Origin of the sequence: Nonlabens antarcticus (genome assembly GCF_015356755.1) — a bacterium.
GTDB lineage: Bacteria > Bacteroidota > Bacteroidia > Flavobacteriales > Flavobacteriaceae > Nonlabens > Nonlabens antarcticus.
Map to the genome: position 1 here is coordinate 357,981 of NZ_JADFCO010000064.1, position 21,490 is coordinate 379,470.

General features: G+C 38.0%; 19 protein-coding genes. 11 read left to right on the top strand and 8 right to left on the bottom strand.

The window, feature by feature from the left end; genetic code table 11:
- Nucleotides 1-354 precede the first annotated feature (354 nt).
- A complete protein-coding gene (locus tag IQ282_RS07725; RefSeq protein ID WP_194851270.1) occupies nucleotides 355-996 on the bottom strand; it encodes a flavin reductase family protein in 642 nt (213 codons plus the stop codon).
- Between the two features lie 79 nt (nucleotides 997-1,075).
- Between IQ282_RS07725 and IQ282_RS07730 the strand changes: the two genes are divergently transcribed.
- The gene (locus IQ282_RS07730) at nucleotides 1,076-1,873 is read left to right on the top strand and encodes a class I SAM-dependent methyltransferase (protein ID WP_194851271.1); all 798 of its coding nucleotides are present in this window, start codon (nucleotides 1,076-1,078) and stop codon (nucleotides 1,871-1,873) included.
- 71 nt (nucleotides 1,874-1,944) lie between these two features.
- Nucleotides 1,945-3,471, top strand: a complete 1,527-nt coding sequence (locus tag IQ282_RS07735; RefSeq protein WP_194851272.1) for a GH3 family domain-containing protein — start codon at nucleotides 1,945-1,947, stop codon at nucleotides 3,469-3,471.
- A 137-nt stretch (nucleotides 3,472-3,608) separates the two neighbouring features.
- Here IQ282_RS07735 and IQ282_RS07740 read toward each other — a convergent pair whose 3' ends face one another.
- The 6 genes from IQ282_RS07740 to hemG all read right to left on the bottom strand — a co-directional run bounded on the left by IQ282_RS07740 (nucleotide 3,609) and on the right by hemG (nucleotide 12,092).
- Entirely contained in the window at nucleotides 3,609-4,193 is a 585-nt protein-coding gene (locus tag IQ282_RS07740) for a hypothetical protein (RefSeq protein ID WP_194851273.1), read from the bottom strand.
- A 131-nt stretch (nucleotides 4,194-4,324) separates the two neighbouring features.
- On the bottom strand, nucleotides 4,325-6,793 hold the full coding sequence (locus IQ282_RS07745) for a TonB-dependent receptor domain-containing protein (RefSeq protein WP_449406807.1): 2,469 nt from the start codon (nucleotides 6,791-6,793) through the stop codon (nucleotides 4,325-4,327).
- The gene (locus IQ282_RS07750) at nucleotides 6,732-8,087 is read right to left on the bottom strand and encodes an HTTM domain-containing protein (protein WP_194851274.1); all 1,356 of its coding nucleotides are present in this window, start codon (nucleotides 8,085-8,087) and stop codon (nucleotides 6,732-6,734) included. The genes IQ282_RS07745 and IQ282_RS07750 overlap by 62 nt, the downstream gene beginning before the upstream one ends.
- A 59-nt stretch (nucleotides 8,088-8,146) precedes the next feature.
- Nucleotides 8,147-9,274 (bottom strand): imelysin family protein, encoded by a 1,128-nt coding sequence (locus tag IQ282_RS07755; RefSeq protein ID WP_194851275.1) that lies wholly within the window; start codon nucleotides 9,272-9,274, stop codon nucleotides 8,147-8,149.
- Nucleotides 9,275-9,422: 148 nt separating this feature from the next.
- Nucleotides 9,423-10,628, bottom strand: a complete 1,206-nt coding sequence (locus IQ282_RS07760; protein WP_228547267.1) for a DUF4856 domain-containing protein — start codon at nucleotides 10,626-10,628, stop codon at nucleotides 9,423-9,425.
- A 156-nt stretch (nucleotides 10,629-10,784) separates the two neighbouring features.
- The gene (gene hemG / locus IQ282_RS07765; RefSeq protein ID WP_194851276.1) at nucleotides 10,785-12,092 is read right to left on the bottom strand and encodes a protoporphyrinogen oxidase; all 1,308 of its coding nucleotides are present in this window, start codon (nucleotides 12,090-12,092) and stop codon (nucleotides 10,785-10,787) included.
- A 272-nt stretch (nucleotides 12,093-12,364) separates the two neighbouring features.
- On the opposite strand from hemG, the gene IQ282_RS07770 reads away from it, so the two are divergent.
- From IQ282_RS07770 to IQ282_RS07800, 7 genes are all read left to right on the top strand, one after another.
- Nucleotides 12,365-13,297, top strand: coding sequence for a peptidylprolyl isomerase (locus IQ282_RS07770; protein WP_194851277.1), 933 nt, complete (start codon nucleotides 12,365-12,367; stop codon nucleotides 13,295-13,297).
- A 162-nt stretch (nucleotides 13,298-13,459) separates the two neighbouring features.
- Nucleotides 13,460-14,551 carry a BT_3928 family protein gene (locus IQ282_RS07775; RefSeq protein ID WP_194851278.1) on the top strand — a complete coding sequence of 364 codons (1,092 nt, stop codon included), beginning with the start codon at nucleotides 13,460-13,462 and terminating at the stop codon, nucleotides 14,549-14,551.
- Nucleotides 14,548-15,621, top strand: a complete 1,074-nt coding sequence (locus IQ282_RS07780; RefSeq protein WP_194851279.1) for an ABC transporter permease — start codon at nucleotides 14,548-14,550, stop codon at nucleotides 15,619-15,621. Before IQ282_RS07775 ends, IQ282_RS07780 begins: the two co-directional genes overlap by 4 nt.
- Before the next feature lie 120 nt (nucleotides 15,622-15,741).
- On the top strand, nucleotides 15,742-16,335 hold the full coding sequence (locus IQ282_RS07785; protein WP_194851280.1) for a hypothetical protein: 594 nt from the start codon (nucleotides 15,742-15,744) through the stop codon (nucleotides 16,333-16,335).
- Nucleotides 16,335-17,087 (top strand): triose-phosphate isomerase, encoded by a 753-nt coding sequence (tpiA, locus tag IQ282_RS07790; protein ID WP_194851281.1) that lies wholly within the window; start codon nucleotides 16,335-16,337, stop codon nucleotides 17,085-17,087. Before IQ282_RS07785 ends, tpiA begins: the two co-directional genes overlap by 1 nt.
- Nucleotides 17,088-17,936, top strand: a complete 849-nt coding sequence (prmA, locus tag IQ282_RS07795; RefSeq protein ID WP_194851282.1) for a 50S ribosomal protein L11 methyltransferase — start codon at nucleotides 17,088-17,090, stop codon at nucleotides 17,934-17,936.
- A gap of 60 nt (nucleotides 17,937-17,996) precedes the next feature.
- A complete protein-coding gene (locus IQ282_RS07800; RefSeq protein WP_194851345.1) occupies nucleotides 17,997-18,272 on the top strand; it encodes an ATP-dependent Clp protease adaptor ClpS in 276 nt (91 codons plus the stop codon).
- Between the two features lie 71 nt (nucleotides 18,273-18,343).
- Here the strand turns inward: IQ282_RS07800 and IQ282_RS07805 are convergent, their stop codons facing one another.
- Entirely contained in the window at nucleotides 18,344-19,018 is a 675-nt protein-coding gene (locus IQ282_RS07805; protein WP_194851283.1) for a M24 family metallopeptidase, read from the bottom strand.
- A gap of 114 nt (nucleotides 19,019-19,132) precedes the next feature.
- Here IQ282_RS07805 and IQ282_RS07810 point away from each other — a divergent pair, with 114 nt between their 5' ends.
- A complete protein-coding gene (locus IQ282_RS07810; RefSeq protein WP_194851284.1) occupies nucleotides 19,133-19,804 on the top strand; it encodes a TetR/AcrR family transcriptional regulator in 672 nt (223 codons plus the stop codon).
- Between the two features lies 1 nt (nucleotide 19,805).
- Nucleotides 19,806-21,488 (top strand): peptidase domain-containing ABC transporter, encoded by a 1,683-nt coding sequence (locus tag IQ282_RS07815; RefSeq protein WP_194851285.1) that lies wholly within the window; start codon nucleotides 19,806-19,808, stop codon nucleotides 21,486-21,488.
- Nucleotides 21,489-21,490: the final 2 nt, after the last annotated feature.

Below are 21,490 nucleotides of genomic sequence, written 5' to 3' on the forward strand. Positions count from 1 at the left end.
CTTAATATTTAAAACTTCATTAATTATGGCTAAAAGCTCAACGCTAACAAAGTTTTAGAAATTCGACTCCTCAACTCCTTAACTGTTCTCGACTGCGCTCGAACTGACATTTCACTTTATACTTTTAAAACTGAAAGTCAAATCTAAATCTCAACTTAAACTGAAAATCCTTTTCGCTATTCTTTGTTCGTTGATCGATATTCGATGTTCTAATGTATTCTTAATACTTATAACTCCATTACTTATAAATCATAGCTCAACGCTAACAAGGTTTTAGAAATTCAACTCCTCAACTGTTCTCGACTGCGCTCGAACTGACATTTTTACTAAATACTAAATACTAAATACTAAAATCTACAGCTCTATCTCACTAATATCATCGCCTACTCTTGCATAGCGCAGTCTTTTCTGAACGGTCCCTGTAGCATAACCATCCAGTCCATTCACAGCTATTGATCCCGCTTTTTCTAGGTTGAGCCATCCGTCTTCACTTTGGATTCCTTCATTGAAAAAAATATCAGTGATTTTACATAAGACGAGAATGCAGTTGTTTTCTTTCAAGAAATATTCGCTTTCATAGGTTGCCGCTACTTGGATCGCCGCCATTTTTACGAAAGGAGCTTGTATTCCATCCCGCGATATTTTTTCAATATTCAGTGCTTCAAATTCTGAGGTTGACTCTGGATATTTTGCGCTGGATTGATGTGCTTTGTTAACTAGATCAAGCTGAATATGGTTGAGCGTAATTACTCCAGTTTCTTTCAGATTTTGATAGGTGTGTCCCACGCCATGACCTAGTGGTCGTTGTATAAAGGTAAACATCGCAGGATCGCTACCCAGGTGCGTTACACTGCTAAAAATAGACAGGTTGTCAATACCATTAATAGACCTAGTGGCTAGTAAGTTAGCGCTTTTATAACCGGTAACACTATTGATCAAGTTACCGCGATAAAATCGTTCCATATTTTTAAGATCACTAGAGCTGTAATGCGTCATAATGTGGAGGGTTTTGCTCAAAGATAAAACATAGCCAATCTCGTTAGATCATCACAAATTAAATTTGCTACATTAGATTATGAAGATAAAAGATGCCTTTCAGGTCAACAAACAAACTTGGAATCAGAAAACTGCTATTCATTATGAAAGTGAATTTTATGATAAGTCCGCTTTCGCGAAAGCGAAAAACTCTCTAAAACCCTACGAACTGAAAGCATTGGGAGATGTAATTGGGAAAAGTTTGCTGCATTTGCAATGCCATTTTGGTCAAGACAGTTTAAGTTGGGCTCATAAGGGAGCTGTTGTTACGGCTGTAGATTTTAGTGAATCAGCGATTGATCAGGCAAGACAGCTAAGTATGGAATTAGAAATTCCTGCAAACTTCTTGTGTTGCAATGTGTTAGATGTTTCAAACCATATCACCGACACCTTTGATATAATTTTTACCAGTTACGGAGTTATATGCTGGTTGCCAGACTTAAAGCCATGGGCTCAAATGATTGCAAGGCGACTCAAAAAAGAAGGTATTTTTTATATGGTAGAATTTCATCCTATCGCCTGGATGTTCGATTATAACGCAGAGTCACCACTTATGAAATTTTCATATGCACTTAAAGACCGTATATATGAAGAGTATCGCGGCACGTATGCAGATGAGAATGCAGCAATCACTAGCAAGGAATACAGCTGGAATCACTCCTTAAGTGAGGTTATCCAATCACTGATTGATGCAGGATTGCAAATCGAATACTTTGCAGAACATGATGAAAGTCCGTACCGCATTTTTCCAGAAATGGAAGCTGTGAGCGATATGTATGTACTCAAGCACAAATTATATCCTACTATTTTTGAGCTGAAAGCAAAGCAGTTGCTATAAACCTATCCTAAGAGAAACTTAACATCAAATGTGGGTGAAGGAATAATCCTATTTTTGAAAAAAATATTTCAATGGCTATACTGGGACCTATCATAAAAGCAGCACTCAACATTCATGAGTATTTTACTCATGTAAATGATCACCAGGAAGCACAACAGGCTGTTCTAAAAGAGTTACTGATACGCGCTGCAGATACTGCTTTTGGTAAAGAATATGATTTCCATCAGATTCTCGCAGAAGATGATATTTATAAAGCTTTTGAAAACGCTATTCCTTTCCATGATTACCATAGTATGGATGAAAAATGGTGGAGTAGAGTTAAGGAAGGAGAGGAAAATGTAACCTGGCCGGGAATGCCATCTTACATGGCCCGCAGTAGTGGTACCACCGGGAAAAAGAGCAAAATGATTCCTGTGACTAATGCCATGTTAGAAGCGATACGCAAGGCAGGTGCGAGACAGGTAAGTGCGTTAACTAATTTTGAACTAGATTCTGATGTCTTTGAAAAAGAAGCGCTGGCGTTAGGAAGCTCTACAGAACTTGATGATGTTGACGGGTTTAAAGTGGGAGAAATAAGTGGTATTGCAGCGAGTAATATACCAGAATTCCTAGAAAGCAAATACCGTCCAGGATCTGAAATCGCGGCCATGGAAGATTGGGATGAGAAGGTTCAGAAAATTGCAGAAATGTCTAAAGAATGGGACATTGCGATGATTAGTGGAATTCCTTCCTGGTTAGAATTAATGCTAAAAAAGGTGATTGATTATCACAAGGTAGATTCCATTCATGAGGTCTGGCCTTCCTTGAGTGTTTTCACTTCAGGTGGTGTGGCATTTGAACCTTACCGCAGCAGTTTTGAAGCACTATTTACAAAACCAGTACAAATTGTAGATACCTATCTTGCTAGTGAAGGATTCATCGCTTGTCAGCAAAGGCAAGAAACAGATGCGATGCAGCTCATCACAGATGGTGGGATTTTCTTTGAATTTGTTCCCTTTAAGCCAGAATACATTTTAGAAGATGGAAGTCTGCGTCAGGATGTGGTCGCCCTTGATATTTCTCAAGTAGAGCCAGATGTTGATTATGTATTATTAATTTCCACCGTTAGTGGTGCATGGCGTTATCTAATAGGTGATACGATTGCATTTACAGATGTTGACCATGCCGAAATTAAAATTACCGGAAGAACTAAGTTCTTTCTCAACGTGGTTGGAAGTCAGTTATCCGTACTTAAAATGGAAACTGCCATAGGTGAGGTGCAAGAGGAATTGAGCGCCACCATTAAGGAATTTACTGTTTATGCTCGTAAAATTGATGGAGAATTTCATCACAAATGGTACCTAGAAACTGACTCTGATATCTCTGATGAAACTCTCGCTACCTCTCTAGACGAGAAACTACAAGAGGCAAATAAAAATTATAGAGTTGCTAGAAGTAAAGCTCTTGAGGGAGTGAAAGTCTACAAGGTTCCCAATGGTTTTTTTAACAAATGGAATGCCCATCAAAAGAAAATGGGAGGACAGGTAAAAATGGCAAAAGTCCTGAGCGATGACAAACAAGAAGAGTGGGAGCAGTTTGTAGAGGATGAGTTGGGTTAGTTTTCAATTCCAGTACCAATTAACAGTGGATAGTTGTTGTTTTATCGTTGTTTCTATTTATTGAATCATTTGATAGTAGGTTGTTGTGCGAGGTAAAAAAATATTTAATTCATCTAACCTCTAACCTCTATTTGTAATCAACTCATTTCTTTCATGGTCGGTTTTTTACCCGTGGTACCGTAGCGATTAATCAGCTCAGTGATTTCTTCTGGAGATAGGTAAAACTTGCGCATGTGGTCTTTGTAAGAATCGGATAGGCTTGTATTGTTGAGAATAAAATCCTTGGTTTTCAAAATATAATTTCCCATCCCATGTTTTACGGCATAATCGTCTGCTGTGCGTTCTACTTCTTTTATATGTGAAGGAGAATACAAGTATTTCAATCCAAAAATAAGCATGCTTATCGTGGAGCGACTTCTATAATCCATCACATGACCCAACTCGTGACCTAGCCATCCTATTAGCACATCATTAGGGACTTCATCAATGGTAAAATATTTATCTTCTACTTTAAACTTTTTACTAATGAGCACAATGTAGGCGCGCTCTTTACGCGATTTTAAAAGACTGGTCCATTTAGGTTGCGCCTGCATAAAATTCTTGCGCACCATATCGTTATACTTAAATTCAACTTCAGTATGAGCAAGTTCTGGGTAGAAAGACATCGCCATTTCGGCTTCTTTCCTGATGTTGTCTGGCGCAATTAATTTGGGATAATTCATTTAGATGTAAGATAGCTTTTACCCTTAATTGAGGTCGTGAAAAATGAGTTAAATGAACTTTTTAACCATCAAGGCTGTATTAATTAACCTATAAATTAGAGCTAAACCGCTTTCGCGAAAGCGAACTTAAATTAAATTTTGATCTCTAAAGTGACATAATAATTGCGACCGGGAGAAGGGATGATCCCAGGACCAGGGTAACCAGTTGCGCGTCTCGTGAAGTAAGCGTTGTCCAAAGCATTATTAATTCCAGCTTCTAACTTGTAATTTTTGTACTTGTAGGAAGTAGAAAAATCAAGAATATCATAACTGGGAATAGCACCTATGACACCGCTTTGGTTTCCCTCTGTGGCATTAGTAGCATCTGTGAATTGCTGGCCCAGGTAGCTGTACTGTATGCTGGATAAAAAGTTTTTGTAACCAAATGTGAGTCCGGTTTTAAAGTTCAATTCAGGAACAAATTCTACCTCGCTTCCCTCAACGCCGTTTTCATCAGATCTCGTATATTCAGACTGTATGAAAGATGTATTTAGGAAAAAGTTGAAGTTATAATCATTGTTTTTGATAAATAGTTTGTTCAAATTAAAATCGAAAAGCGACTCCACACCGTATATCACCGCATCGCCTACATTAGTTCTTAAAATTTTTGCGTTTCCATCAGGCGTTGCCTCGACAACAAACCCGATGCGATCATTATAAAACAATCCAAACACGTTTGCATCGTAAGAAATGAAATCATTAAAATTCCCACGTAGTCCTAGATCTGTCGTGAATCCTTTTTCGTCAGCAATATCAGGATCAATGCTAAAAGCAGGGTTTACCGTACTTATATCGGCAAATGTAACTGACCGGTAGTTTTGGGAAATATTTCCATAAATTTCAATGCCGTTTGCTGGTTTGTAACTGGTTCCCAAACCTAACAATACAAATGAACGCTCGTTCACGGCATCTTCCCTTACTCGTTCACTGAGGATTACGTTCCCAGCTGCATCAGTATTAATACGTTGGAAATAGCCGTCACTTTCTGTTTTGATGTATTCCAGTCTAAATCCTGGTGTAATACTTAATTTGTCATTTAAATAAAAAATATTCTCCCCAAATACGGACAGATTCGTATTCGGGTAATCAAATCTATTTTGGGTAGTGAAATTCGGAAAACGGTCGTTTTGGAAATCAAAGTTGGGATTAGTTCCATCAGATCCGGGCCCTTGTTCACTGGAGTTGGTTGCCCGATAATATTTTGAACCTATCAAAAAAGTAGCATCTCGTTTACCAATGGTATATTCAGAAACCAACCTCGTTTCAAAGCCGTAATTATTAAAGTTCCCATCTATTAAATCTCGTGGACCACCTGGATCTACTTGACTTACTCTATTAGAACGAAACCCTAATGACTTTCTAGAAGCATCGAGACCGAAAGCACTGAACGAGAAGTTTGTATTTTCAGAAAATTCATGATCCAGACGAATGTTATATAGAAGCCAGTCCACTTTAAACCAGTTGCGCTCGCGATTGCTTTGGTAGGGATCTGCATTGAATTGACCATCAGTTAAACCACCGGCCTGTTGAGCGAGATATCTTAGGTAAGTAAGTTCTCCAGAAATCTTAGTCTTTTCATTGAATTGGTATCCTACGTGGCCATAAAAGTTCTTACTCTCAAACTGAGAATTAGGCCTAAAACCGTCCCCTTTTTTGTAATTGAAGAAAGTGTAGTAACTCCACTTTCCAGCTGTGCCGCTGGCACTGGTGAAATTAGTATAGAGGTTATTGCTTCCTAGTGTATTTCTGGTTATAAACTCAAAAGGCTTATTTTTTTCCGGTTCTTTCATTACAAAATTAATCAACCCACCGAATTGCGTTCCATATTGTAGGGAAGCAGCGCCACGTATCACTTGGATTTCCTTTAAGCCTTCAGAAGCTGGTGAGTAGTAACTTTCAGGATACCCTAGAACATCTGCACTAATATCATAACCGTTCTGACGGGTGTTGAAGTTTGCGGTACGGTTAGGATCCAGACCGCGACCACCTATATTTAATTGTAGCCCTGCATCATCATTTTGAAATATATTGAGTCCCGATACCTGATTGTAAATCTGTCTTGCATTGTTAGTAGCTAGGTTTGCAGTAGAGTTTTCCAAAAGGATAACCTCTGTTTTTTTTCCTGCATAGATGGCAGTTCCTTCCACATCTTTCAAGCGTTTAAGGTTAAAAACTTGTTGCTTTCTAACGTTGATCTGGACTGCGGTAAGCGTCTCTGCGAGATTAGAAAGTTGGAAATTAACTGTGGTGTTTTGAGTAACCGGAATTGTTTTTTCCAGTACTTCATATTCATAATCAAACACTACCATACTCAATTCAGATTCAGCGGTAGAGAAAGAGAACTCACCTTGTTCATCAGTTTTTGCAAGTATAGCCTTGTCTTTTTGATAGATACTGGCTTGAGCAATGGGAAGTCTTGTAATTGCATCAGTTACTTTTCCTGTTACTATATTTTGAGCGGAAGCAGCAATAGAAATTAAAACAAAAAGTAAGAATAATTTATAATCCTTGAATATCATCGTTGAAGGGTAAGATCCAGTCTTTATGCTGGAATGATTCATTTATAGAGTACAAGTCAATTGATTTATCAATATAAGGCTGACTTAACCTTCCATTGAGAGCTACATAACTTTCTGCAAACACCTGAACATTTTGATGTCCTTGTGCTGTAAAGTGATCGCCTAGATAATGTGCATATTGCAAGATGAAATCTGGCTGGAAGCTCATTTGTTTTTCTTGATATGAAGTGAGGAAGTCTGTGTTATCAACTACAAAACTAGCGCCAGTATCACCATCCACGATTCTGTATTGAGTATAGCCCATTTTTTCCATAAGCATTACCCGCCAGGAAAAACGATAGCCTTCTTCTGTCCAGAAAAGTTCATCTGGATACAGGCTGTAACGCCATGGCAATAATAATTGAATAACAAAAAATAAGGATAGTACTGGTAGAATGATGAAGGGTCTTCTCACTCTGTAATTCTGGCTGATGATTATTTTTTTGATTTTATATGCTGGTGGTTTCAAAAACCTATTGAGAATTCTTAAAATTCTTTTATGAAATGCGGCATCAAAAAAGATCAGACAGCTTACAATCATTACTAATGGGAATACTCCTATGGGAAACAACATTCTTGTTAACACGTGAAAAACAACCGCCAGAATAAAACCTAATGTTCTCGTTTTTCTGTACAATAAAAGAAAAGGAATACTTAAATCATAGAGCATTCCTGACCAGCTCATCACATAAGGAATCCATTCTAATTGCATGAGATTTCCCAACAAGGGCAAGTCATATTTTGAGGGCAACCAAATCTTCAATGGCATCGCACGCAACAACCAGTCAGAGTTTAGTTTTGCTAGTCCTGCATAAAAGTACACGATGCATAAGAGCAGTTTGATGCTATCTGTGGTCCAGCGAGGTACAAACTTGTACGCTTTCGCGGAAGCGTAATTATCTAACGCATAATACTTATTTGCTGGTAAAAAAATCATCAAGAAACTCAATACACTCACGAAGTAATAATGATTGAGGTAAGTGGTTTTATCCATCAACTCGATGTACGTAAAGCTTAAAAAAAACATTATAATCGCTATCCTATATTTGAATCCTAAAGCGACAAAAAGCGCAGAAAGTCCACATATCGCATATAAAATATAGGTGTAATTGCCTAAAGGTTGGATCCATTCAAAGCCATAATAGGAAAAATGAAATTTGGGATCAATGTATAAAGTCTTTATCCAGCCGTTGAGCCAAAACCGAACCACGCTAAAAACCATCATCAAACCGAAACCAATGCGAAATACCGCAAGCGGTGCACTGGAAACATTTTTATTGAAATAGTTGTGGAACATGTTTTTAATAAAAAAAGGCCGCCAGTTTAATAGCGACCTAGGGATTTGTATGTGATTAATTAATCGCCATCTGCATCCACATAATCTACGGACACATTTAGTACTTGTAACATATCTACCTTCATCAATACTACAGCACGCTGTAATTCATCATAAGTAACTGTCATTTTTGAATTGTCCGTTGAAACTTGTTGGGATAAATCGTTATTGAGTGTATTTAATTGAGCTCTTGCAATTCCAAATTGGTCATTGATCATTGCTGTAAGTGAGATTTCAGTAGACTCATTGACATAATCTGCATATCCAAGACCATTGCTGGAGCCTGCAAAAGAAGTTCCATTGAAAAAGTCTTCTACAGCTTTAAGACTTTCTAGGGCTAGCTCCTTTGAATAAACCTTGCTGTATAATCCTTCTACACGATCTGGTAAAGGAGTGGTGGAGAAAACACCTGCAGGTATTCCTATCTTATTAGCTCGCAATCCCTTTTCATAGTAGAAGATAAAATCATTGACTAACTTATTGATGGCACTGGAAGCATTATTTGCCGTGCTAGTAACAAAAACGTCACGATAGGATGTCAACCAGTCATTACGTACTTGCGAAGTCAAACCTTTCATCTGGTTTGTAATATCTGTCAAATACAAAACGTTTTTCCTAAAGTTGGAATCCGTTGAGTAAGCTGCAATAATGGAAGCATCATCTGCGGCAATAGCATAGATCATATATTCTACGGCAGGAAATCCTACGGCATCATTATTATTTGCTGTTGTTAGATCATAATTTCTCTCGTCCAAATTAGTTTCATCAATTCCATTGATGTTACTCTCGATGTCAGAGGTATTTGTAGGATAAATGTTCATCTGGAAGGAATACAGAATTTCTTCGGCCTTTCCTATATTGAACATTTCCACATATTGCCAGGTTTTATATGCTTCCAACCACGAGCTTCTCATAGTGGTTAAATTTGTCTGGGTAGGATTCTCAGTAAATTCCAACCGATCTGCATTTAACTGATCTAATTTGTTTTCTAAATCTGTTAGTGATGGGAGAATAATATTGTCCGCAATATTTGTTAGCATTGCTTTCCTATCAAAATCATTACTGGGAATATCATTTGTAGACTCGTCTTCTGAGGTACAGGAGAATAAAGCGATTGTTATAAAAAACAAGAATGAAACTTTTTTCATTTAAGGGTTTTCAATTTTAATTTTAATTTTGTAACGTAAATACGTTTAAGAGCAATGTTGTTGCAACTAATTGGTACGTAATAAACCAACAGCCTTACTTGAAAAAATAAAAGCCTTAAGGTTTTTACCTTAAGGCTTTTTAATTTTTTTATCCGGCAGCTTGCTCTACAGTGAAACCAAATCTGGAAGAAATAGTTTCACAAATAGTGTCTAAAGTATCGTCTGTCACATCCCAGAAACCATCATTTTCAGTAAGCTGGTCTAAGATCGTTTGAACTTCAGCTCTTGTGAAATAGGGTTGATTTGAATTTGGTTTTCTTGTGAATTGAAGACTGTATACAAATCCGTAAGCCTCCGAAAATGCGTGGAATGCTCGTGCATTATCAGAGTCTAGGTTTCCTTTTCCGTTCTGAAGATAGAAGACGGCTCTTACAGCTGGAATCTTAGAAATGTTTTCTTTAATGATTTCAGCTTGTTGATCTCTCAGGTCATAATCTCCAGCGACAATTGCAGCACGACCTAGTTTGAATGCATCATAAATTGTTGCTGCAATTCCGGTAAAATCTGAATCAGATTCTACACGGTCTAGGTATTCACCTAAAAAGCTATCTTGATCAAGAATAGGAGTTGCCGGGTTAGGTTCTGCACCATAAAGATATCCATAGGCTTCATCCCACTTATGCTCCATAGTCGTGTAGTTCTTACCAGACTCTAACACCTGGTTATCGTTATTTAGACGATTATCACCTTCATCAAGAACCTGCTGGCTTAAATAGTTGTTCAACATTTGGTCTGTCATCAGGCCACCTAATAGTCCTTTTGCAAATGCTTGATTGTATTCTAGACCATCAGCATTGATGTAACGTATGGTTCCACCGCCTGCTTGTTGCAAGTTTCCAGCAACTCCTTTACTTGCTGTAGTGTTCCAGGCAGGAAAAACTTCATTGACTTGACCTGCAATGTAGCCATCAAAATCAGCTTTTATCGCTGCAGCTTCAGTGCTGTTGCTACCGTAATAGTCAAGGCTAGCGGCAACTTTGCTACGTACACTTTTATCGGAGGCATTTAATGCAGGATCATTAAAATCGTTTGAACCTTGAACGTGAGCAAACTTATTATCGATAATAGCTTCTGTCAAGGTATTATCCTTTAAAGCATCAAGAACTTGTTCAGACATCTCGATGCGAGTAGTTTGCCCAGAGAAGTTTACCGTAGAGGCACTGTTGCGAGTAAAGGCATAAGTTGTAGGTGCTTCCGTGTTTACACGTGTGATTTCATCGTCATTAGAATCACAGCTCATTAATGCTGCAACGGATAAGACGGATAATGAAATATTTTTTAAATTGGTATTCATATCTTATTTAGACTTAATTAAAATAATAAGTTGACAAAAGTAATGCCTTATTTAGATTAAATAAAAATAATCAGGAAATAAATCTATTGGTTTTATGTATCGTAATCACGATTTTAATAGAAATAATCTTTACTAAAGGTTAATTGGCTGACGCACTTAGAATTGTGAGGCGTCCTTCATAGTTTGTTCAATGCAATCACCTAGTGAAACTCCATTGATATAGTTTCCCAATATTTTAAAATTGGGACATCTCGATTCCCAAAGTTGGATTTCCTTGAGCCAGTCGCTATGACCTGAGCTTTTTTGAGGTATCGCTTTTTTCCAATATTTTGAATGGATAAGTTCTAAATCACCATCGATGCCGGTCCATTTTCTAAATAAAGGGATGCACAGTTTTTTAAAGATTTTCTTAGCATCTTTCTTTTTACAGTTATCTGGACGCACAAAGAAATTTATTAATGCTTTATCGCCGTTCACTGCTGTAGAAAAAGTATTCCCATTATACATTACACCTATAAAATCCTTGCGCTCAAAAGAAGAGGCTAGAAAGCCAAAACCTTTTGTCTTTTTCTGCAATTCCTTAAGGTTGACTTGAACTTGTAGCGTGAGCATTGGATTGTAAGCTATTTTCCGTTCTGGAAAATGATCTTGTTTAAGAACTTTTTTGAGAGCATAATAAGGTAACGTAGAAATCACTTTTCCTGCCTTTATCTTAGTTCCGCTTTTTAATTTAATTTCCCAGTGATGACCAAATTGTTTAATGGATTTTATGGGAGAATTTAAATGAATATCAGATTCCAGCTTTCGCGAAAGCGAACTGGTCAAGGTTTCCACACCATTTTTGAAGCTCACTATTTTGCGTGAGGCAGAAGGTGACTTTTTTAAACCTTTAAGAAGGCTCCCGTATTCTTTTTCAAGCTCTACAAACCGTGGAAAAACAGAGGCTATCTCCAGGTTTGCAGCATCACCTGCATAAATACCACTAACAATGGCACCGGCCATGCGCGTTGCTACTTCCTTTCCAAAACGCCTTGTGAAAAAATCCAATACACTTTCTCCATCTGGAGAAACGCTCTTAATAAAGGGTTCCTTAAGAATGCGCAGTTTTGCACTAGAGGAAATCAATCCTGTATTTATTAGAGTTAAGGGCGACGCTTTTAGAGTATGCAATTGATCATTCCACAAAATCTGGCGGATTTTACTCTCCTCCATCGCTGGAACAATATCATCTATAATTCCCAGTTCGCCACATAATTTCTCTACCGCTGGAGTCATTACCAGGCTGTTTGCACCGTGCTCCACGAGCAAACCATTGATAAACTCAGACTTGATCACACCACCCGCACGAGAATCTGCTTCAAGAATGACAAAGTCAGTATTTTGTTTGTGTAGTTGATAGCCCGCACTAAGTCCAGAAAGCCCTGCACCTAGAACAATGTATTCGTAAAACTCCTTGATAACCATAATTCAAAGGTACTAAACCTAAGTTTTGATATAGATGCACAGGTGGCTCTTGTATTATAAATATTCTTTAAAAAATAATAGTTTTAAATGGGAGTTCGCTTTCGCGAAAGCGGTGTAATTATAAGGAGTGATAATCTTCATTTTATTAAAGAATAGAAAAGCAGGAATGCTAACCAAAGCAGCATTAAACAAAAACTTATGCTTTCTGTATGATTTTGAATTGTGTCACGCAGGGCTAATCGATTAACTTTGCTTTTTTAAAATTGAAAATTATGCAAGACGGAATTTATGCAAAGTTTGTTACTTCAAAAGGCGATGTTCTTGTGCAACTGCACTACAAAAGAACACCTGGAACGGTTGGCAATTTTGTTGCACTAGCTGAAGGGAATCTAGAAAATAAGGCCAAAGCTCAAGGAACTCGCTACTACGATGGGATGAAATTCCACCGGGTAATTCCGGATTTTATGGTTCAAGGTGGTGATCCACAAGGAACCGGTGCTGGTGGTCCTGGTTATCAATTTGATGATGAATTCCATCCAGAATTACGTCACGATGGACCGGGTGTTTTGAGTATGGCAAATGCTGGACCTGGAACAAATGGTTCACAATTTTTTATAACACATGTGGAAACGGCGTGGCTAGATGATAAGCACACGGTTTTTGGGAAAGTTATAGAAGGTCAAGATGTGGTGGATGCAATTGCCCAAGGTGATGAACTTGAGAAAGTGGAAATCATTCGTGAAGGTGCAGAAGCTGAGAAATTCAATGCTGTAGAATCTTTCCGTCAGTTTGAGGGAGCAGGACAAAAGCGTGAGGAACAAGCCAGAAAGCAAGCCGACCAGGAAATGGAAGAAATTGCAGCTGGTTTTGATAAAACGGATAGCGGTCTGAGGTATAAGATCATTAATAAAGGTACTGGAGCCAAAGCTGAAAAAGGTAAGATGGTAAGTGTCCACTATAAAGGAATGCTACCCAATGGTAAAGTTTTTGACTCTAGTTATGACCGCAAAAAGCCTATCGACTTCAAACTAGGTGCAGGACAGGTAATTGCTGGATGGGATGAAGGCGTTGCCATGTTGAACATAGGAGACAAGGCGAGATTTGTTATTCCACCACATATCGCATACGGTAGCGCAGGTGCTGGAGGAGTCATTCCACCAGATGCGACCCTAGTATTTGACGTTGAGCTGGTTGATGTGAAATAGAGGCCTTAAAGCCACAATGTGTACTTTTAAAATGTAACATTGAAAAGTTATAATTAAATCCCCAATTGCTTATTTGCAATTGGGGATTTTCTTTTGAGAGCTATTTCCAGCTTTCTGGTTTAGTTGCGCAGAGCGCGTTATCTTTAGCGCAAGATTTATTCTATGAAAGTTCTAGTTAATTTTTGCCGGGTATTTGTCGGCGTGTTGTTTATTTTTAGTGGATTGATAAAGCTGAATGATCCACTGGGTTTTTCTTATAAACTGGACGAGTATTTTAGTGCTGCGGTTTTAGGTCTAGAATTCTTGCAGCCACTAGCCTTGCCACTAGCGATATTTTTAGTGATTCTAGAAGTAGTTTTGGGTGTTATGTTACTTCTGGGCTTTCAACGCAAATTCACAATATGGTCGCTGCTTTTAATGATATTGTTTTTTACGTTCCTAACGTTCTACTCCGCTTATTTTAATAAGGTGACCGACTGTGGTTGTTTTGGAGATGCCATACCGTTAACGCCTTGGCAGAGCTTTATTAAGGATGTAATTCTGCTATTAATGATTGTCATTCTATTTATGAATGTACAATTGATACGACCACTATTTGCAAAATTCACATCCACTATTATCATAATGTTGATGACTATAGGATGTTTTGGACTGGGTTATTATGTATTAATGCATTTACCGGTTCTTGATTTTAGAGCTTACCAGGTGGGAACTAACATTAATGAGTCTATGCAGCCTGATCCTAACCGACCAGATATTTACGGATACGACTGGTACTATGGCGAGGATGGAAATGAGGAAATAATAACTACTGATGGATTGCCGCCAACAGGAAAACCTAATTATACAAAAGTTGAAACCCGACTTATTGAAAAAGGGTATGAGCCGCCTATTAATGATTTTGCCATTTCCTCAAATGAAGGTGACATCACACAAGAAGTTCTTGCAGAACCTAAAATTGCCGTGCTCATTATGTACAATTTGAGAAATGCTGAGCATGGCGGTATGCTCAAATTGACAAAGTTTATCAACCGGTCCAAAGCCGCTGGCTATAAAGTTATAGCGCTGAGTTCCTCATCTCCAGAAGCGACAAAAGATGCTAATGAAAGTTATAAATTAGGTCTTGAATTTTATAGCATGGATGGTACAGCGCTTAAGACCATTGTACGCTCAAATCCCGGAGTGATGCTCCTAAAAAACGGAGTAATTACTGGTAAATCTCATTGGAATGATTTTGAGGAGCTGAGTTTATGATTAGCTATTTGCTTAGGAAATTGGGTTACGCGATATTGACTCTTTATGGTGTCGTTACCGTCGTTTTCTTATTATTTTATCTGCTTCCAGGCGATCCTGCTCAAATGATGATGGGGCAAAATGAAAGTGAAGAACAACTTGCCGCGCTGCGTGGAAAGTACGGTTTTGATCAGCCCATCGGCACACAATATCTCTTATTTTTAAATGATCTAAGTCCACTTTCCTTTCATAGTGAAGTTCCAAATGATTTTACATTTGACGATGGTAACTATACTGGTGTTGATCTTCTTACTATTAGTCAGAATACACTGATGTTAAAGTGGCCATATTTACGGGAGTCTTTTCAAAAATCTGGTAAGAAGGTGAGTGCTGTAATAGGAGAAACATTACCCAACACTATTTTACTTGCCGTTTGCGCTATAACGATAGCATTAGCGATAGGCCTCGTTTTGGGAGTCATATCAGCATTGAATAAGAATAACTGGATTGATAATGCGATCCAGTTGGTGAGCACCATGGGAATGAGTGTTCCTAGTTTTTTTAGCGCTATCATCTTTGCGTTTTTGTTTGGTTATCTCTGGCATGAATACACAGGCTTGAGAATGAGCGGCAGTTTGTATGAACTGGATGATTATGGCGAGAATGTTCAATTGCAGTGGCGCAATTTGATTTTACCAGCAGTTGTTTTAGGAATACGTCCGCTAGCTGTTATTAGTCAATTGATGCGCAATAGCTTGTTGGAAGTTATGAGTCAGCAATATATAGTGACGGCTTATTCTAAAGGCTTAACTAAATACCAAGTAATTGTAAGGCATGCCTTCAAAAATGCGCTTAATCCAGTGATTACTGCAGTAAGCGGCTGGTTTGCAAGCATGCTTGCAGGTGCGGTTTTTGTAGAGTATATATTTAACTGGAACGGTCTGGGAAAAGAAATAGTAGAAGCACTCAATACGCTAGACCTGCCTATGATAACTGGCGCCGTTCTTGTGATTGCTTCCTTATTCATTGCGATTAATATTCTAGTTGATTTTGTTTACGTCTGGCTTGATCCTCGCGTAAAATTAGATTGACTTAAACTGGATTTTTTGAACTGGCATAGATTTCGTACTAGAAATCCCACCTGTAATAATATCAATATCTTTGCAGCTTCAAACCACAAGAACCCTATCGTTCCCTAAGAACAACAAACCATGAAACAAATTATTTTTTTTATCACTCTAATCGTGAGCAGCACAGGAGTTGCTCAGGGAGAGAATGAACAAATTAAGACAGATTTTCAGAAGTATTCAAATGCTTTAAAAAGCAAGCAGTTTACTCAAGCAACTTCTTATATGCCAGATGCGATATTTGATGTTGTGAGTAAGCAACAACTGGTGCAAGAAATGAAAAATACGCTGGATAGCTCTGAAACTGAAATTAAAATTAACGGGATCGTGATATCGGGATTTGGTACTGCAATGAATGTTGGCAATACAGATTACGTACCGTTTAACTTTACACAGAAATTTGACATTAAATATTTAAACCTTTTTGATGCTACTGACGATGAGCAATCCCGTAATTCTACGACTAAGTTCATAGTACAGATGCTCAACGAGAGCATGCCAGAATCAAATGTAAGTTTTGATAAATCCACAGAGGTTTTTAAAGTGAGCAGTCTTAAACAAGCCGTAGCTGTAAAAACCAACGGGTCTGCCAACTGGAAATTTGTAGTTATTGAAGCACAACTAAGAAGCGAACTTGCGTCTATACTGCCAGCTGCGGTCGTTAAAAAATTAAACTAATGAGAAAGAATATTGTTGCGGGAAATTGGAAAATGAATTGTGATCTGCCCATGACGCAGGATCTAATCGCAAAAATAATAACAGAGTTACCAGATACCCTCAATTGCGAATTGATGGTTGCACCATCTCATCCATTTTTGTATGCTGCATTTAATGCATCACTGGAAACTCCTATAGAAGTTATCGCTCAGAATGTGAGCCAGCATGAAAATGGTGCTTTTACAGGCGAGGTTTCTATTGATATGTTGCAAAGTGTGGGGATCCAGACGGTGATTATAGGACATTCAGAACGTAGAAATACCTTCCTAGAAAGCGATCAAGAACTTGCTGAAAAAGCGAAGGCTGCCATCGAGAATGGTATGAGAGTAATATTTTGCATAGGTGAGCATTTAGAGCAGCGTAAAACGGGCAACCATTTTGAAACTGTTACCGCGCAGATTGAAAAAGGATTGTTCGACCTGACTGCAAAAGAATGGAAACAGATTGTTCTAGCTTATGAGCCAGTCTGGGCGATAGGAACTGGAGAAACTGCTAGTCCCGAACAAGCACAGGAAATGCACGAGCACATCCGCAAGTTTGTTGCCGATAAATACGGTGATAAAACTGCCCAAAATGTGAGCATTTTGTACGGTGGTAGTGTGAAGTCTTCAAATGCTACAGAAATTTTTGCAAAACCTGATGTGGATGGCGGTCTGATAGGTGGCGCTTCCCTCGATGCAACCTCATTTATTGATATAGCAAAAGCTTTTTAAATGTCAAAAGTTACAGATCAATTATACGTAGAATACACTTTTACCGTGAATCCTACAGAGCCATGGAATGACGTTCTCGCTGCAGAATTAGGCAGCTTTGGATTTGAGAGTTTTATGGATACAGAAACCGGTTTGCTGGCTTATATTCAGAAAGATCTAGATGCTGATGATCTATTGGTTGATTTAGAATTGTTGCAGAATGATCTGGTAAAGATCGCTTTCGCGAAAGCGGACATCCCAGCAACCAACTGGAATCATGAGTGGGAAAGTAACTTTGATTCCATCATGGTACAAGATCGTTGCGAGGTGCGTGCACCCTTTCATAAAAGTCACGAGGTTGAATTTGATATTGTGATTGAACCTAAAATGAGTTTTGGTACCGGTCATCATCAAACGACGCACATGATACTGGAACATTTGCTAGATATAGATGTTAAAGATCAGAAGGTTCTGGATATGGGAAGTGGCACTGGAGTTCTCGCGATTCTTGCTCAAATGCGTGGTGCTAGCGCGGTGGATGCTATCGATATTGACACCTGGTGTTATGAAAATGCACTTGAAAATGTCGAACGCAATAATGCCGATAAAGTAACTGTGATTCTAGGAGGAGCAGAGCAATTAAAGGATCGCTATTATGATACAATAATTGCAAATATCAATCGCAATATTTTATTACTTGACATTCCTGCTTATGCAAAATGCCTTTCTTCTGGAGGTCATTTATTGTTGAGTGGTTTTTATGAATCAGACCTGGATGCTATTAAAAATGCCTGCATCGCAGTAGGTTTAGATTATCTGAGCCATAAAAAGAAAGACGACTGGGTTGCACCCATACTGCGCAAAAAGTAAAGTTGCGTTAAACAGATTTTACAAACAGGCCTGATTCCTTAATTTTGTACTATGATGAAGATGAGCACACAGATTGAAGAGCTTCCAGAACTGGACGTGGAAGTTGCTGAAAAAAGAGAAAACAGAATCGTTTTATTTAACGATGAGGTCAATACATTTGATCACGTGATTGATATGCTGGTAGAAGTTTGCGATCACACTCCCATTCAAGCAGAGCAATGCAGCATGATCGTTCATTACAAAGGAAAGTGTAATGTAAAAACGGGCGATTATGATGATCTAGAACCTAGATGTTCTATGTTGCTAGAAGCTGGTTTGACAGCAGAAATTCAGTAAGTAGTTCCGGAAAAAAAAACTAAAAAGCCCGCTTCACTTTTGTGAAGCGGGCTTTTTAGTTATGAGATTTTTTAGATCGCCACCTGTTCAAAAAAGGATCCTATTTTTTTCTCTCGATCGACCAGATGAATCTCTATAATCCAGTGACGCGCTTTTCCTTCTGAATCCAATGAATTCATGGCAATTTTGTTTTCCGGATGTATGTAGTTGGTTTTATCCTCGCCTTCAAGTTGTTCATGTGGAAAATGGCCGATTAAATGACCAGCAATGGGACCACCAAATTCCCACCCAGCATCCTGAGCAATTTGCATGCAATAGGAGTAAAGCTCATTGCCAGTGAGAGATGGGTCTTTCAGTAAATATTCCTGAGCCATAAACCACAATCGCTCACTGTCATCTGCAAGTCTATGTTTTGTACGATCGTTTCCTAAAACGTAAGTTCTACCATAATCTGCTTCATATTCTTCTAAAATAGGACCGAAGTCTAAGAATACGATATCATCTTCTTGTACTATAAGATTAGGTGGGTTTTCATCATAAGGCTGCAATGTGTTTACACCAGCTCGAACTATTCTCTTGTGCCAATACTTTTTGATATTAAAAAGCTCTTCAGCCAGCTCAAATACAGCGGTGTTTATTTGTTTTTCTGAAACTCCTGGAGCAATGATTTGTCGGCGTTCCATTTCCAGAAATAATTCTGCTGCTTTATGTTCTGCTTCTTGGAGGCGTTCAAAAGTATCGTTCATACTTCAAATTTAGTTTAAAATTGAGAGGGTTGTAGGTTACTAAAGTATTAAATAATACAATTACTATCACGTGTTAATAGTAATGCTATTATATTTGTCTCAAATATTTTTTAGATGCAAACCTTACTCAAGAATCTTAAAGTTGAAATCAATGAAAAGATCTATGTAAAAGATCCAGAATCTACAGATCTAGGAAAGCGTATTATAGAATCTAGTATACACATGATTCATGATATGGGGTTTGAACAATTTACTTTTAAAAAATTAGGTAAGGAAATCGGTTCTAATGAGAGTTCTATCTACAGGTATTTTGAGAGCAAACACCGTTTGCTTTTGTATCTAACATCTTGGTACTGGGGTTGGATGGAATATCAATTGGTAATAAAAATAATACCTATATCAGATCCTATAACTAAACTGAATACAGCCGTAAAGATTCTTACTAGGGAAATAGTGCAGGATGTGAATTTTAAACATATTGATGAAGTCACGCTTAGTAAAATTGTGATAGAAGAAAACTCTAAATCATTTATGACTAAAGGAGTTGACGAAGAAAATAAAGAGGGATATTTCTCTATTTATAAAAGACTGGTGTTGAGATTGCGAGCTATGATTGTTGCCGTAAATCCTGATTATGCCTTTGCAACATCCCTGAGCAGCACCATTATAGAAGGTTCTCTACACCAGCATTTTCTAGAAAGACACTTTACTGCTTTGACAGACTGTAATGAAAATGTAACGCCTACAGATTACTTTTTAGATCTTATTCATAAAGCGACTACCTGATATGGATAAAAATCATAAGAATATGTTGACGGCATGGCAACGGTTTACGAGCATGCTGGAAATGGATAAAAGAGATGTACACCAGATCTTTTTCTACGCCATTTTTGCAGGTTTAGTAGGTCTCTCTTTACCACTGGGGATTCAAGCCATTATAAACTTAATTCAAGGTGCTCAAATTTCTTCGTCTTGGATTCTTTTAGTGGTTTTGGTAACCTTAGGAGTTGCATTTGGAGGTGTTCTGCAACTTATGCAAATCAGAATCACAGAAAATATCCAGCAAAAAATATTCACCCGTTCTTCCTTTGAGTTTGCTTATCGATTTCCTAAAATAAAAATGAAAGAGTTTAGCAATTACTATCCACCAGAACTTGCTAACCGGTTTTTTGATACCCTAACTATTCAAAAAAGTCTTTCTAAATTATTGGTAGATTTTCCTACCGCCTTGTTGCAAATTATTTTTGGTTTGTTGTTGCTCTCCTTTTATCATCCGTTTTTTATCGCTTACGGCTTTTTATTGCTGCTTTTGGGTTTTGTACTTTTTAAATATACTGCTGAAAAGGGGCTGAAAACCAGTATTAAAGAATCAAAAAGCAAATACAAAGTAGCACACTGGCTGCAGGAAGTGGCAAGGTCTGTTATTAGCTTTAAACTTTCTGGAAGTACAACCCATGCGGTAGATCGTAATGATGAATTGACTGCAGAATATTTAGAGCATCGGGAAAAGCACTTTAAAGTGGTGATATTACAGTCCATCCAGATGATAGGTTTCAAGGTACTGGTTACTGCTGGACTATTAGTCATAGGAGGATTTTTAGTGTTGAATCAACAAATGAATCTTGGACAGTTTGTGGCGGCAGAATTGATTATTCTGATAATTATAGGAGCGGTAGAGAAAATTATTTCAGGACTGGATAGTTTTTATGATATGTTGACCTCACTTGAGAAACTAGGAGAAGTCGTCGATAAAGAATTAGAGTCCTCAAGTGGAGCAAAACCATTTAAGGTGGACGAGAATTTCAAGGTTCAATTAGAAAATGTGAGTTATAAGGTTCCTAATAGAACAAATGCTATTTTAAAGGATATCTCATTTACGATTACAGAAAACTGTAGGATATTATTAAATGGAACTAATGGTAGTGGAAAATCAACTTTATTAAGGTTGATGGCAGGTATTAGCGAGCCCACTGATGGAAACGTCTACTTGAACAACACAGATTTGAGAGGTGTAAACTTAAATTACTATCGATCAAACCTTGGACAGTCTATGACAGAGGAAACTCCTTTTGAAGGAACGCTTAGAAACAACATCACTTTTGCTGATAAATTCATACCAGATGAACAAATCTATTGGGCGATGGAGCAAGTAGGTTTGTTAGAGTTTTTGAAACAGTTGCCACAGGGCTTGGAAACCCCAATTTTTCCTGAGGGTCAGCAAATAAGTTATACCGTAGGTAAAAAAATAGTATTGGCTCGCAGCATCATACGGAAACCAAAAATGTTGATTTTAAAAAATCCACTGGATCAGTTTGAACCATCAGAAAGCGAGCGCATCATGAAATTTCTAACAGATCCTGCAAACGGCTGGTCACTAGTCGTGGTAAGTCAACATCCCGGATGGATCAAATGTTGCGACCGTTTAATCACGCTGGATCGTGGTCAAATTATTATTGATAAACCCATTTAATC

Bases quoted from the DNA above. Each gene is read 5' to 3' on its own strand.
- IQ282_RS07725 (WP_194851270.1), bottom strand. From the start codon at position 996: ATGACGCATTACAGCTCTAGTGATCTTAAAAATATGGAACGATTTTAT.
- IQ282_RS07770 (WP_194851277.1), top strand. From the start codon at position 12,365: ATGCAAGACGGAATTTATGCAAAGTTTGTTACTTCAAAAGGCGATGTT.
- IQ282_RS07810 (WP_194851284.1), top strand. From the start codon at position 19,133: ATGCAAACCTTACTCAAGAATCTTAAAGTTGAAATCAATGAAAAGATC.
- IQ282_RS07775 (WP_194851278.1), top strand. From the start codon at position 13,460: ATGAAAGTTCTAGTTAATTTTTGCCGGGTATTTGTCGGCGTGTTGTTT.
- IQ282_RS07815 (WP_194851285.1), top strand. From the start codon at position 19,806: ATGGATAAAAATCATAAGAATATGTTGACGGCATGGCAACGGTTTACG.
- IQ282_RS07750 (WP_194851274.1), bottom strand. From the start codon at position 8,087: ATGTTCCACAACTATTTCAATAAAAATGTTTCCAGTGCACCGCTTGCG.
- IQ282_RS07780 (WP_194851279.1), top strand. From the start codon at position 14,548: ATGATTAGCTATTTGCTTAGGAAATTGGGTTACGCGATATTGACTCTT.
- hemG (WP_194851276.1), bottom strand. From the start codon at position 12,092: ATGGTTATCAAGGAGTTTTACGAATACATTGTTCTAGGTGCAGGGCTT.
- IQ282_RS07735 (WP_194851272.1), top strand. From the start codon at position 1,945: ATGGCTATACTGGGACCTATCATAAAAGCAGCACTCAACATTCATGAG.
- IQ282_RS07755 (WP_194851275.1), bottom strand. From the start codon at position 9,274: ATGAAAAAAGTTTCATTCTTGTTTTTTATAACAATCGCTTTATTCTCC.
- IQ282_RS07800 (WP_194851345.1), top strand. From the start codon at position 17,997: ATGAGCACACAGATTGAAGAGCTTCCAGAACTGGACGTGGAAGTTGCT.
- IQ282_RS07760 (WP_228547267.1), bottom strand. From the start codon at position 10,628: ATGAATACCAATTTAAAAAATATTTCATTATCCGTCTTATCCGTTGCA.
- IQ282_RS07740 (WP_194851273.1), bottom strand. From the start codon at position 4,193: ATGAATTATCCCAAATTAATTGCGCCAGACAACATCAGGAAAGAAGCC.
- prmA (WP_194851282.1), top strand. From the start codon at position 17,088: ATGTCAAAAGTTACAGATCAATTATACGTAGAATACACTTTTACCGTG.
- IQ282_RS07730 (WP_194851271.1), top strand. From the start codon at position 1,076: ATGAAGATAAAAGATGCCTTTCAGGTCAACAAACAAACTTGGAATCAG.
- IQ282_RS07785 (WP_194851280.1), top strand. From the start codon at position 15,742: ATGAAACAAATTATTTTTTTTATCACTCTAATCGTGAGCAGCACAGGA.
- IQ282_RS07805 (WP_194851283.1), bottom strand. From the start codon at position 19,018: ATGAACGATACTTTTGAACGCCTCCAAGAAGCAGAACATAAAGCAGCA.
- IQ282_RS07745 (WP_449406807.1), bottom strand. From the start codon at position 6,793: ATGAATCATTCCAGCATAAAGACTGGATCTTACCCTTCAACGATGATA.
- tpiA (WP_194851281.1), top strand. From the start codon at position 16,335: ATGAGAAAGAATATTGTTGCGGGAAATTGGAAAATGAATTGTGATCTG.